This window comes from Flavobacterium sp. DG2-3, from assembly GCF_030730925.1.
Classification (GTDB): domain Bacteria; phylum Bacteroidota; class Bacteroidia; order Flavobacteriales; family Flavobacteriaceae; genus Flavobacterium.
The window spans coordinates 81,167-93,744 of record NZ_JAVAMB010000010.1 but is presented as its reverse complement, the minus strand read 5'-3'; the positions used below and the strand labels follow the sequence as shown (position 1 = coordinate 93,744).

The 12,578-nt window shown below is 35.4% G+C and carries 10 protein-coding genes; 8 read left to right on the top strand and 2 right to left on the bottom strand.

Going from position 1 to position 12,578, the window contains the following annotated elements; translation table 11 throughout:
* Positions 1–34: 34 nt before the first annotated feature.
* The 5 genes from Q9Q97_RS15085 to ilvA all read left to right on the top strand — a co-directional run bounded on the left by Q9Q97_RS15085 (position 35) and on the right by ilvA (position 5,969).
* Positions 35–214 (top strand): DUF5522 domain-containing protein, encoded by a 180-nt coding sequence (locus Q9Q97_RS15085; RefSeq protein ID WP_095928730.1) that lies wholly within the window; start codon positions 35–37, stop codon positions 212–214.
* An 11-nt stretch (positions 215–225) separates the two neighbouring features.
* A complete protein-coding gene (locus Q9Q97_RS15080) occupies positions 226–1,200 on the top strand; it encodes a D-glycerate dehydrogenase (protein ID WP_306158525.1) in 975 nt (324 codons plus the stop codon).
* Positions 1,201–1,780: 580 nt separating this feature from the next.
* Positions 1,781–3,757, top strand: coding sequence for a urocanate hydratase (locus Q9Q97_RS15075; protein WP_306158523.1), 1,977 nt, complete (start codon positions 1,781–1,783; stop codon positions 3,755–3,757).
* A gap of 29 nt (positions 3,758–3,786) precedes the next feature.
* Positions 3,787–4,326, top strand: a complete 540-nt coding sequence (locus Q9Q97_RS15070; protein WP_306158521.1) for a DUF4136 domain-containing protein — start codon at positions 3,787–3,789, stop codon at positions 4,324–4,326.
* A 398-nt stretch (positions 4,327–4,724) separates the two neighbouring features.
* Positions 4,725–5,969 carry a threonine ammonia-lyase IlvA gene (gene ilvA / locus Q9Q97_RS15065; protein ID WP_306158519.1) on the top strand — a complete coding sequence of 415 codons (1,245 nt, stop codon included), beginning with the start codon at positions 4,725–4,727 and terminating at the stop codon, positions 5,967–5,969.
* Between the two features lie 79 nt (positions 5,970–6,048).
* Here the strand turns inward: ilvA and Q9Q97_RS15060 are convergent, their stop codons facing one another.
* Positions 6,049–8,466, bottom strand: a complete 2,418-nt coding sequence (locus Q9Q97_RS15060) for an RICIN domain-containing protein (RefSeq protein ID WP_306158517.1) — start codon at positions 8,464–8,466, stop codon at positions 6,049–6,051.
* Positions 8,467–8,840: 374 nt separating this feature from the next.
* Here Q9Q97_RS15060 and Q9Q97_RS15055 point away from each other — a divergent pair, with 374 nt between their 5' ends.
* The 3 genes from Q9Q97_RS15055 to Q9Q97_RS15045 all read left to right on the top strand — a co-directional run bounded on the left by Q9Q97_RS15055 (position 8,841) and on the right by Q9Q97_RS15045 (position 11,665).
* The gene (locus Q9Q97_RS15055) at positions 8,841–9,251 is read left to right on the top strand and encodes a group III truncated hemoglobin (RefSeq protein ID WP_306158515.1); all 411 of its coding nucleotides are present in this window, start codon (positions 8,841–8,843) and stop codon (positions 9,249–9,251) included.
* 75 nt (positions 9,252–9,326) lie between these two features.
* Positions 9,327–9,770, top strand: a complete 444-nt coding sequence (locus tag Q9Q97_RS15050; RefSeq protein ID WP_306158513.1) for a hypothetical protein — start codon at positions 9,327–9,329, stop codon at positions 9,768–9,770.
* Between the two features lie 137 nt (positions 9,771–9,907).
* A complete protein-coding gene (locus Q9Q97_RS15045; protein ID WP_306158511.1) occupies positions 9,908–11,665 on the top strand; it encodes an aromatic amino acid hydroxylase in 1,758 nt (585 codons plus the stop codon).
* Between the two features lie 267 nt (positions 11,666–11,932).
* Here Q9Q97_RS15045 and Q9Q97_RS15040 read toward each other — a convergent pair whose 3' ends face one another.
* On the bottom strand, positions 11,933–12,562 hold the full coding sequence (locus Q9Q97_RS15040; protein ID WP_306158510.1) for a DUF4230 domain-containing protein: 630 nt from the start codon (positions 12,560–12,562) through the stop codon (positions 11,933–11,935).
* Positions 12,563–12,578 lie beyond the last annotated feature (16 nt).

Below are 12,578 nucleotides of genomic sequence, written 5' to 3'. Positions count from 1 at the left end.
TTTAGTTATTCGAAAAAGAACGCGAAGCAGATTTATGAAAGAGCAAAGTAATGAAAATAAATTAATCGAAGGCGAAGATTTTTACTATACGCCCGAAGGTTATAAATGCTTTACCGAAAAACACCATCTAAAACGGGGTTACTGCTGTAAAAGCGGCTGCCGACATTGTCCGTATGGATATGATAAAAAAACAGGACGAATAAATAAAAATTAGAATACCACAAAATGAAGGTTTTTATAAATAAAAATATACCCGAAGCCGGAATTAAACTGCTTGAGCAAAAAGGAATCAACCTTACGATAAACCCAACTGAAAATGCTTTGTCAAGAGAAGAATTTATAAAAATCTGTCAGGAAAACGATGCGCTTTTGAATGTTGGAACTAATAAATTGGATGAAGATTTTTTTGAGCAATGCCCGAATTTAAAAGGAATTTCTTTGTTTTCTGTCGGATTTGATTCGGTTCATATTCCGTCAGCGAATAAACGAAAAATTCCTGTTGGCAATACACCCGATGTATTAAGCCGTGCTACTTCTGATGTTGCTTTTTTATTGATGCAAAGTGTGGCAAGAAAATCATTTTTTAATCATAAAAGAATTCTAAATGACGATTGGGGAAGTTTCGATCCGTTAGCCAATTTAGGACAGGAACTTTATGGCAAAACGCTTGGATTTTTTGGTTTAGGAAGAATTGGTTTTGAAATGGCTAAAAAATGCAAAACCGCATTTGGAATGAATATTATTTACCATAATCGTTCTCACAGTGAAAATGCTGAAAAAGAATTGGATGCGAAATTAGTAGATTTTGAAACTTTACTTGCCGAAAGTGATGTTTTGAGCATTCATTCTAACTATAGCGAAGAAAATAATGAGCTTTTCAATAAAGATGCTTTCGCAAAAATGAAAAATAGTGCGATTTTCATCAACACAGCAAGAGGGAAATTTCAAAATGAAGAAGATTTATTCGAAGCTTTAACTAACAATATTATTTGGGGCGCTGGATTGGATGTGACCAATCCCGAACCTATGAAAGCGGATAATCCGTTATTATCGCTTCCGAATTGTTGTGTTTTACCGCATATCGGTTCAGCAACTTACGAAGCTAGAAACGGAATGGCGGTTTGTGCCGCACAAAATATAATTGCGCTTTTTGAAAATAAGAAAATGCCGTTTTGTGTTAATGAGGAAGTTTATTCTTAATTAGAAAATGTGCCAATTTGAGAATTGGATAATTATTTAAAATTCCAATTTTTTAAATTCCAAATTCCAATCTAAAACCAACAATCTAAAACCAACAATCTAAAAATCAACAATCTAAAATCTAAAATATAGACATGGATATTCGTTCAAGAAAGTTTAAGATTACGATTTATAAGTCGTATCACAGGTCGGATATCCGTTATCCCTAGTTTTTTAATTAGAAAAAGTGACAATTTGTGAATTAGATAATTATTGGAAAATTCCAATTTTGAAATTCCAAATCCCAATTAAAAATATAATATTTCGCTCCGCTGGAGCTTTATGTCAATGATTATAATTTCTCTATAAATATTTCGCCTTTCCAAGGCTGAGAAACTTCATTAGGAATTAATTTGCATAGAAGTTATTCACACAAAAAATTCAAGGATAAAAACTCCAGAGGAGTTTAATATTTATAGAATTACAACAGTCACATGTAGAAAAAACCCCAGCGGGGCGACATATTTTCAAACAACAATGAGTTAAGCGACAGTTAGGAAAATCTAAAATCTAAACTCATAAATCTAAAATTTAAAAAAAAATGACTTTCAGAGAACAAATACAACAAGGAATACCTTCTATATTACCGCCAAAGCAAACATTCGATCCCGCAATCAATCATGCTCCGAAACGAAAAGAAATTCTTTCGGCAGAAGAAAAAAAACTGGCTTTAAAAAATGCTTTGCGTTATTTCGATCCAAAACATCATGCCGAATTAATTCCTGAATTCTCAGAAGAATTAGAAACTTACGGGCGTATTTATATGTATCGTCTTCGTCCAGATTATAAAATGTACGCAAGACCAATCGATGAATATCCTGGAAAATCATTGCAAGCAAAAGCGATCATGCACATGATTCAGAACAATCTGGATTATGCCGTTGCGCAACATCCGCACGAATTGATTACGTATGGCGGAAATGGAGCGGTTTTCCAAAACTGGGCACAATATTTATTGACGATGCAATATTTGTCTGAAATGACAGATGAGCAGACTTTAACGATGTATTCTGGACATCCGATGGGATTATTTCCTTCGCATAAAGAAGCACCAAGAGTTGTGGTTACCAACGGAATGGTTATCCCTAATTATTCTAAACCTGACGATTGGGAAAAAATGAATGCATTAGGCGTTTCGCAATACGGACAAATGACAGCGGGAAGTTATATGTACATTGGTCCACAGGGAATCGTACACGGAACAACTATTACCGTTTTGAATGGTTTTAGAAAAATAAAACAAAATCCAGAAGGCAGTTTATTTGTAACTTCAGGTCTTGGCGGAATGTCTGGTGCGCAACCAAAAGCTGGAAATATTGCAGGCTGTATCACGGTTTGTGCTGAGGTAAATCCGAAGATTACTAAAATTCGTCACGAACAAGGATGGATTAATGAAGTGGTAACCTCAACTGAAGAATTGGTTACCAGAGTACATTCGGCGAAAGCCAAAAAAGAAACGGTTTCTATTGCTTATTTAGGAAATGTAGTAGATGTTTGGGAATGTTTCGATAAAGAAAATATCAAAATTGATTTAGGATCAGACCAGACTTCGCTTCATAATCCTTGGGCGGGAGGTTATTATCCGGTCGGAATTTCTTTTGAAGACGCCAACAACATGATGGCTGAAAATCCAGATTTATTCAAAGAAAAAGTTCAGAAATCTCTGCGCCGACATGCCGATGCGATTAACAAACATACTGCAAAAGGAACATACTTCTTTGATTATGGAAATGCCTTTTTATTAGAAGCTTCACGCGCTGGAGCTGATGTTATGGCAGCAAATAATATCGATTTTAAATATCCAAGTTATGTTCAGGATATTATGGGTCCAATGTGTTTCGATTACGGATTTGGGCCTTTCCGCTGGGTTTGTACTTCTGGAAAACCTGAAGATTTATTAAGAACAGATGCTATTGCGTGTGAGGTTTTAGAAGAAATGGCAAAAACGGCTCCAAATGAAATTCAGCAACAAATGCAGGATAACATTAAATGGATTAAAGGTGCGCAGGAAAACAAACTAGTTGTAGGTTCACAAGCTCGTATTTTATATGCTGATGCTGAAGGAAGAATCAAGATGGCCGAAGCTTTTAATCAGGCCATTGCAAAAGGAGAAATTGGTGCTGTGGTTTTAGGACGCGATCATCACGATGTTTCTGGAACCGATTCTCCGTATAGAGAAACTTCAAATATATATGACGGATCTCGCTTTACGGCCGATATGGCAATTCATAACGTAATTGGAGATAGTTTTAGAGGAGCAACTTGGGTTTCTATTCATAACGGCGGCGGAGTTGGCTGGGGAGAGGTTATAAACGGTGGCTTTGGTATGGTTCTTGATGGTTCTACTGAGGCTTCAAAGCGTTTAGCATCAATGCTTTTCTGGGATGTTAACAACGGAATTTCAAGAAGAAGCTGGGCTCGAAATGAAGGTGCTGTTTTTGCTATAAAACGTGCCATGGAAGTTGAGCCTTTATTAAAAGTAACTTTGCCGAATCTAGTCGACGAAAGTTTGCTTTAACTAAAACTGAACATTTAATTTTTGAATATATGAAAACACTAAAGTTAATTCCGATTTTACTGCTGCTGGTACTTACTTCATGCAGTACTGTGACTGTTTATTCTGATTATGACAAAACTGTCGATTTTGCACCTTATAAAACATACGCTTATTTTAAGCCCGGAATTGACAAGGTTGAAATATCAGATTTAGACAAAAGAAGAATTCTACGCGCTATCGATGATCAAATGCAGGCTAAAGGTTTTACGAAAAGCGAAAATCCTGATTTATTGATCAACATTTTTACTAAATCAAGGGAGCAAGTAGATGTAAACCAATTTAGTGCTGGCTGGGGTTACGGCTGGGGCTGGGGTTGGAATCCGTGGATGATGTACGGAGGAAACCAGACAACTGTTTCTACTTCTACTGAAGGGACTTTATACATTGATTTAATCGATGCTAAAAAGAAAGAAATGATCTGGCAAGGTGAAGGAATTGGAACTTTGACAAGAAACATCGATAAAAAAGATGAAAGAATTGCTGAGTTTGTAGGCAAAATTTTAGCACAATACCCGCCAGTAAAAAAATAATTATTTACATTTGCTTTTCAATCAGCTAGAAAAATGAAAAACTATACTAACATTATTATCGCTATTATTAGCATTATTGCAATTCAGCAGTAGTGGCGAGGTGTTATATAAGTATGTAAAATATAATCTATAGAAACCTCCCAATTGGGAGGTTTTTTATTTTTAATGATAAAAAAGTTAGCCACGAATTACACGAATGTTCACTAATTTTTATTCAGTTTGAGAATAAAAAATTCGTGCGTATTCGTGAAATTTGTGGCAAAAGAGAAAAGATATTTAACCACAAATTGCACAAATTTTCGCAAAATTATTTTTCTGCATATGAAAAAAATTAGTGAACATTCGTGCAATTCGTGGCAAAAAAACAATATTATCTGTGGCAAAAAAACCTAAACACTATGAATCTATTTAACGAAGTATTAAACGCAAAAAAGCAGCTCGAGGATGTCGTTGCTGCCACTCCCCTGACACAAAATTTAAATCTTTCAGACGAATTTGAATCGACTATTTTATTAAAAAGAGAAGATTTACAAATTGTTCGTTCGTATAAAATTCGGGGTGCGTACAATAAGATTTCTTCATTGAATGAAAAAGAAAGCACCAACGGAATTGTGTGCGCCAGTGCTGGAAATCATGCTCAAGGCGTTGCTTATTCCTGCAATCTTTTAAAGATTCCTGGTAAAATTTACATGCCAAAAACCACTCCGAAGCAAAAGGTAAAACAAGTACAGCTATTCGGAAAATCATTTGTCGAAATTGTTTTAACAGGAGATACTTTTGATGATGCTTATGCTTCTGCAACGGCAGATGCTATTAAAAACCATAAAACATTCATCCATCCTTTTGATGACGAAAAAGTAATTGCAGGGCAAGGAACTGTTGGCTTAGAAATCTTAGAAAGTTTTAAAGAACCAATCGATTATGTTTTTGTTCCCATCGGCGGCGGCGGACTGGCATCTGGTTTGTCTGAAGTTTTCAGGCATTTAAGTCCGCATACCAAAATAATTGGGGTTGAACCCAAAGGAGCGCCTTCTATGAAAACTTCAATCGAAGAGAATAAAAATACCGCTTTAAAAACAATTGACAAATTTGTCGATGGCGCAGCGGTAAAACAAGTTGGCGATAAAACTTTTGAAATCTGCCGATACAATCTAGAAGATATTATTCTGGTTCCAGAAGGCAAAGTTTGCACTACCATTTTAAGACTGTATAATGAAGAAGCAATGGTTGTGGAACCTGCAGGCGCTTTGACAATTGCTGCTTTGGATTTTTATAAAGAAAAAATTAAAGGCAAAAATGTAGTTTGCATTGTCAGCGGAAGTAATAATGATATTGAAAGAACTGCCGAAATAAAAGAGCGTTCTTTGCTTTACGAAGGCTTGATGCATTATTTTATGATTCAGTTTCCGCAGCGACCTGGAGCATTAAAAGAGTTTGTCAATAATATTTTAGGTCCAGATGATGACATCACTTATTTTCAATTTGCTAAGAAAAACAGCCGCGAAGTAGGTTCTGTTGTGGTTGGTTTAGAATTGAAAAACAAAAATGATATTATGCCAATCAAACTGAAAATGACCGAAAATGGCTTTGAATTTCAATACTTGAACGACAATCAGGATTTGTTTACACAATTAATTGGTTAAAATAAAAAACAAAGGCTGCCAGATGGGATGGCAGCCTTTTCAAATTCAATACAAATTACTAATTGAATTGTGGATGTAATTATTGTTTCAAGATTTTTTTCGAATAAGAGCCTTTACTATCATTCACTTTTACAATGTAAACGCCTTTTGGCAATCTAGAAATTTCGATTTTAGTTTGATTTCCTTTTACAAAATTTACATTCTTCTTTAAAACTGGCTGTCCAGTGATATTGAAAATCTGAACATCAGCATCTCCTTCGTGATTGGTATCAATTTTTAAAGAATCATCTGCTTCATCAACAAAAACCGTCATATCATTTGGACTTGTATTCTCAACTGCAACAGTTTCTACCGCCAAAGCACTTTTTGCAGCCGAAGATTCAACTTGCACCAATTGCCACTGCTGATTTAAACCTCCAGTATAAGCCCAAACCTGAATGTTAGCGCCATTTGCTGTAGAAACATTCTCCACATCTAGCGATTTGCCGCTGTTTACATTTATAATTTTATAATATCCAGTACCAAGACTTGTTACCGTCCATTTAAATTCGTTTGAAGCTGAGAAGCTTTTCTGCTGTACTTTTAAGCCATCGCCAGTTCCATTATTTTCAACAGCCAAATACATTCCTGTTGATTTTACGATGATGTAATAATTGCCGCTTCCGTCAGAAACAAATTTCCAACGCTGGTTACTTCCGCCTCCATTTGTAATATCGTATTGCTGAATTCTGCTTCCACTTGTTGTAGCATTATCGGCAACATCTAAACCTTTGTTACTATTTCTAGAAATAATGTTGTAATAACCTGGAAAACCTGTTGAACCTCCCGTTACAGTTATTGCACTTGTAGCCGTTTTAGCTCCATCAACAGTTGTTGCAGTAATAGTAGCATTTCCTGCGGCAATTGCAGACACCAATCCGTTTGAATTTACTGTTGCTACTGAAGTATTGCTTGAACTCCAATTTACAGCTGTATTCGTTGCATTGCTTGGCGAAACTGTAGCTGTCAATTGTTGTGACTGCCCTGCCGCAATTGTCGCTGAGGTTGGGCTTACACTAACTCCTGTAACTGCTATCGGATTAGAAGCTCCCCAATTAAATGTCACCGCAGAAGAAGCTGGAACCGCATAATTAAATGCTGACGATCCTGAAACCACTTTTATCGTATTGGCTGATCCGGCTGAATTGTAAACTACCAATGCGGTAGATCCATCAGGATTTTTAAAGCCGACAGAAAGAATGCTTCCGCTTGAACTTGAAGCTGCAATTCTAACTGCACCTGGTTTTACAAATTTTGAAATCTGCCCAATAATGTAATACGCCACATTTTTAGTATAACTGGTACTATTGTTTACGGTAATTGCTCCTAAACAAGTAGTGCAGCCTCCAGGTGTTCTCGGCCCCATACTTGGATTATTAGCAGCATTCCATTCTAAAACTGTTTTAGACCAGTTTGTTGTGCTTCCGATAACTACATTTTGCATGTGCCAGCCAAAATCACCGCCAAAGTTTCCTCCAGAACCTGTATATTGTTCTGTAAAATAAACGTTTTTATTAGTAGCATTTTTTACCGTTGACATTGCCGAAATGTTCCCTAAATACAAGTGAAATGCAGCGCCATCAACATAACTGCTGTTATTTAAAACATCAATTGGATAAGCTGTATTATCGCAATTATGATCGAAAGCAATAATTTTTACATTTCCGAAACCAGCTGCCGCCATTTGAGGCCCTAATTGCTGATTGATAAAATTCTTCTGTTCTGTAGAATTCATCAGCATACTCGGCTCGTTGTGCGGATTTTCAGGTTCGTTTTGAGGAGTAATGGCCCAAATCGGAATTCCCTGTGCCTGCATTGCCTGAAGGTATTTTACAAAATATTTTGCATAAGCCGCATAATATTGTGTCTGCAGACTCCCTCCTATCCATGAACCATTCGTTTTCATCCATCTTGGCGCTGACCATGGTGTTGCTAGAATTTTAATGTTTGGATTTATCAGCTGGATTTTTTTAATGATAGGAATTAAATAGGTCAAATCTGGCCCATTTAAACTAAAATTGTTCATATTTGTATCTCCAGAAGTTTCATTGTAACTATAGGAAGAACTGCTTAAGTCTGAAGCAGCGATACTAATACGAACTACACTAGCGTTTAATCCAGTAGTAGGATTGTATAAATCATTCAGTAATTGGTTTTGCTGAGTCGCAGCCATTCCAGCAATGACTTCACAGCTTCCTTCGGTAAGGGTGTATCCGAAGCCGTCCATAGTTTGATAAGTAGTTCCTGCATTTACTGTTACAGTGGAAGGATTGGTTCCTGAATTGGTTCCGAAACTTACTGTTGACTGTTGTTGAAGCAGTTTACTTTGATCTCCTGAGGTTATCCAAGGAGTTACCGTCTGAGCATTTAAGCTGTTCATAAATAAAAGCGTACTGCAACATACAAGTTTCAACGCTTTACATACCCGATCTGTAGGTGTTTTAGTAGTTTTGTGCATTTTTTGTGGTTTTGGTTTGATAATTAGTTTTTTCTTATTTAATCCGTTTTATTTTACTAAAACATCACAATATTAAGAGTATTTTTACAGCATTCTTATTTTTTAAACTTTACAAATACACATCAATTTAAAAAAATTGATATAACAAAAACTCATCGAATTGTTTTTCAAAAGACTGAAAAACAATATTTTAAAAAACAAAAAATCATAAAAAACTTACCCATAAAAACCGAAATAACTCATCATAAAATAAAAAATCTATACAAATCCTTACAAATTGTCATTTTACCAGCAATTAAAGGGTATATGACAATTATCAGTTAAGCAAAAGAAAGATAAATTGTATTTTTGCAGTTTACCTTAAATACAATAAAATGACAGCTTTAAAAGATATTTCTACTATAGAAGACATTCAGCAAATGGTAAACAGCTTTTATGCTAACGTTAGAAAAGACGATTTAATAGGTCCAATCTTTAATGACAAACTGCAAGACCGTTGGGAGCCGCATTTACAAAAAATGTATGGTTTCTGGCAAACCATTTTGTTTGATGTTCGCGCTTATTCTGGAACTCCATTTCCGCCACACAAGCAATTGCCTGTAGACAAAACCCATTTTGACCGCTGGATTGCCATTTTTAATTCTACAATTGATGCCCAGTTTGCAGGGCCAATTACGGAAGAAGCCAAAATGCGCGCAACCAATATGGCTTTTATGTTTAGCCATAAAATTGAATATTTTAGAAATGCAGAGAACGAGCTTAGGAACTCAACAAAAAAATCTTAGAAATTTTCTTTCAAATAACAACCAGAGCTTTATATTTGAATAAATGAATTAACCCAAATCTATATTCTTTTATTTATGAAAAAAGTAATCCTACTTATTATTATCTGTTTCTCTTTTTTAAGTCAATCAAAAGCACAATCTCAAACTCCTGCCTCTAATCTATACAAAGGAACTTTTGACGGAAAAACTCCCATTACATTATATATTCAAACAAGTGAAAACCAATGTAATGCCGAACTAGATTACGCCTCAATGTATCGTTACAAATCAAACAAATGGATTCAGGTTTATATTACTCAGAATAAAAAAATTGAAAATGAATTTGTTATGGTCGAACACGGTTTCAGCGGTGTTTTGATTTTAAAGAAGGTTGGCAATACTTTTTCTGGTTTATGGATTAGTCCCGACACCAAAAAACAGTTAAAAATTGAATTGAAAGAAGTTTCAATGACAAAAAAAGAGATTGAAAAATACACAAGCGAAATGGAAAGAGTAAGTTTTGATAATAACGATTGTTAAAAAGCACTTTACTGCTAAAACTTCAAAATCAATAAAAACGCAACAAAACTCACTTTCGAATAAAAATTTTGTGATAGATGGTAAAAAATCGAGCTGTAAATTCGTAATTTTACAATCTAATCTACATCGTTTGCGAAATGAATCCAAATATTGAAACCAATCCGTTATTAGAGCGATTGCCTAAACATTTACAGCAATTTATTAAACCTCAAGATTATAGCGATTACACTCCTATTAATCAGGCGGTTTGGCGATATGTTATGCGCAAAAATGTAGATTATCTCTCTAAAGTAGCGCATCATTCTTATTTGGAAGGTTTACGCAAAACAGGAATCGAAATTGATTCTATTCCGAGTATGTACGGCATGAACCGAATTCTGAGCGAAATTGGCTGGGCTGCGGTAGCCGTTGACGGATTTATTCCGCCAAATGCTTTTATGGAATTTCAAGCGTATAATGTTTTGGTTATTGCTTCAGACATCAGACAATTAGAACATATTGAATATACTCCAGCTCCAGATATTATTCACGAAGGTGCCGGTCACGCTCCTATTATTGCCAACCCTGAATATGCTGAATATTTGAGACGTTTTGGCGAAATTGGATGCAAAGCGATTTCTTCTCATAAAGATTATCAGATGTACGAAGCGATTCGTCTGCTTTCGATTTTAAAAGAAGCAGAAGATACACCGCAGGAAAAAATCGACGAAGCTGAAAAAGCAGTTGCCGATTTGCAAAATGATATGGGCGAATTATCTGAAATGGCTCAAATTAGAAACCTGCATTGGTGGACGGTTGAATATGGATTGATTGGAACTGTTGAAAATCCGAAAATTTACGGTGCAGGATTGCTTTCTTCAATTGGCGAAAGCGCCCATTGCATGACCGATAATGTGAAGAAAATCCCTTACGATATTTCGGCTGCCAATCAAAATTTTGATATTACGCAATTGCAGCCTCAGCTTTATGTAACGCCTACTTTTTCTTATTTGAGTTTGATTTTGGAAGAATTTGCCAATAAAATGGCTTTACGAACTGGAGGGCTTTCGGGAATTCAGAAATTGATTCAATCGAATGCTTTAGGAACGATTGAGTTAAGCACAGGTTTACAAATTTCAGGAGTTTTTACCAATGTAATTGAAGAAGATCACAAACCGGTTTATATTCAAACAACAGGAAAAACAGCACTTTCTTACCGCGAAAAAGAATTAGTCGGCCACGGAACTCTAACGCATCCACACGGATTTGGTAGTCCGATCGGGAAACTGAAAGGTTTTAATCTGGCTATTGAAGATATGAGTCCGAAAGATTTGCAAGCTTATAGCATTGTTGAAAATGAAACTGTAAAACTGGAATTTGAAGGCAATATTATTGTTGAAGGTGAAATCATTACAGGATCTCGAAATCTACACGGTGAAATCATTTTAATTAGTTTTAGAAATTGTACCGTAACCCATGGAGAAACTATTTTGTTCGAGCCAGAATGGGGCAATTATGATATGGCGATTGGTAAAAAAGTGATTTCTGCTTTTTCTGGCCCAGCCGATATGAATAGTTTTGATTTAATTAATATCGTTCCTTCAACAAAAACGATCAAAGCAAAACATACTGACGAACGCGACGAATTGGAGATTTTATATGCTTCTGTTCGCACCATTCGTGAAAACAAAGAAAACAAAACGGAGCTTCAAAATATCTTTCATAAATTAAAAGAAAATCATAAAAATGACTGGTTGCTTTCTGTCGAAATAGTTGAACTTCTAAGAGATTCTAATGAAACGGAATTATTACAAGAAGTTTTAAATCATTTAGAGCAATTGAAAGCAAAACGCCCTGAAGTCGCTCACTTAATTTCTGGCGGATTAGAATTGATTTTTTCTAAAGAAACGGTGTAAATTATTGCACGCAGATTTTACAGATTTAAGCGGATAAGCGCAGATTTTTTAATCTCACAGAGGCGCTAAAACGCAAAGATTTTATTTTTAGATGCCGTTTATTCGGTCTTTTTGTCATTTCGACGAAGGAGAAATCTTCACGAGAAACTCCACAAAGATTGACGATTCTGATTGTCGAGCTACTGGCGGAGATTTCTCCTTCGTCGAAATGACAAGATTAAGAGAAAACCTTTATAGCTCTGTTACTTTGCCCTTTATCCCTTAAAACTACAATTTAAGATCTTCTGTAAATTCTTTTTCAGATTCGATAGTTTTGCCGTTGTATTGGAGTTTCCAACCCATTGAATTGGTTAGAATTAAAATCTTAGACAACTCGCTGATTAGTCTGTTTTGGGCATTTTTTTTAAGTGTAGAATTTTCGATTTTTTTAGCCAGGTTTGCTTTTACCGATTTGTTGATTTTATTGTAATCGTCTCCCGTAAAAGGGTTCAGTTTGCTTTGTTCTACATCGTAAAACTTAATATCGGGATTGATTTTAATTTCTTCTTTAGGAATATTTAAAATCGTGATGGTTTTGTTTTTCTCATCAATATCATATTTCATTTGATGCAAATCGTAAGCAACTGTAACATCGGCATTGACCACAATTAGCGCTTTCTTTTCAAAAGAAATCATATCTAGAAAATACTTCTGCTGGTTTTTATACGTCACAACTTCAGAGAAATGACCTTCGGTAACTACTAGTTTCCCAACGTTAAGTATCTGCTGCTGAATCAAATTGGTATTATATTCCATATCAGAATCATCTTCTTTTTTGAATTGGCAATATTTAAAAGCCAGAACAATCAATAAAACAATAACACCAACACCTATAATTCTCTTGATCAAGTTTTGCATTCTCTAAAATATTTTA

Bases quoted from the DNA above. Each gene is read 5' to 3' on its own strand.
- Q9Q97_RS15085 (WP_095928730.1), top strand. From the start codon at position 35: ATGAAAGAGCAAAGTAATGAAAATAAATTAATCGAAGGCGAAGATTTT.
- Q9Q97_RS15080 (WP_306158525.1), top strand. From the start codon at position 226: ATGAAGGTTTTTATAAATAAAAATATACCCGAAGCCGGAATTAAACTG.
- Q9Q97_RS15075 (WP_306158523.1), top strand. From the start codon at position 1,781: ATGACTTTCAGAGAACAAATACAACAAGGAATACCTTCTATATTACCG.
- Q9Q97_RS15070 (WP_306158521.1), top strand. From the start codon at position 3,787: ATGAAAACACTAAAGTTAATTCCGATTTTACTGCTGCTGGTACTTACT.
- ilvA (WP_306158519.1), top strand. From the start codon at position 4,725: ATGAATCTATTTAACGAAGTATTAAACGCAAAAAAGCAGCTCGAGGAT.
- Q9Q97_RS15060 (WP_306158517.1), bottom strand. From the start codon at position 8,466: ATGCACAAAACTACTAAAACACCTACAGATCGGGTATGTAAAGCGTTG.
- Q9Q97_RS15055 (WP_306158515.1), top strand. From the start codon at position 8,841: ATGACAGCTTTAAAAGATATTTCTACTATAGAAGACATTCAGCAAATG.
- Q9Q97_RS15050 (WP_306158513.1), top strand. From the start codon at position 9,327: ATGAAAAAAGTAATCCTACTTATTATTATCTGTTTCTCTTTTTTAAGT.
- Q9Q97_RS15045 (WP_306158511.1), top strand. From the start codon at position 9,908: ATGAATCCAAATATTGAAACCAATCCGTTATTAGAGCGATTGCCTAAA.
- Q9Q97_RS15040 (WP_306158510.1), bottom strand. From the start codon at position 12,562: ATGCAAAACTTGATCAAGAGAATTATAGGTGTTGGTGTTATTGTTTTA.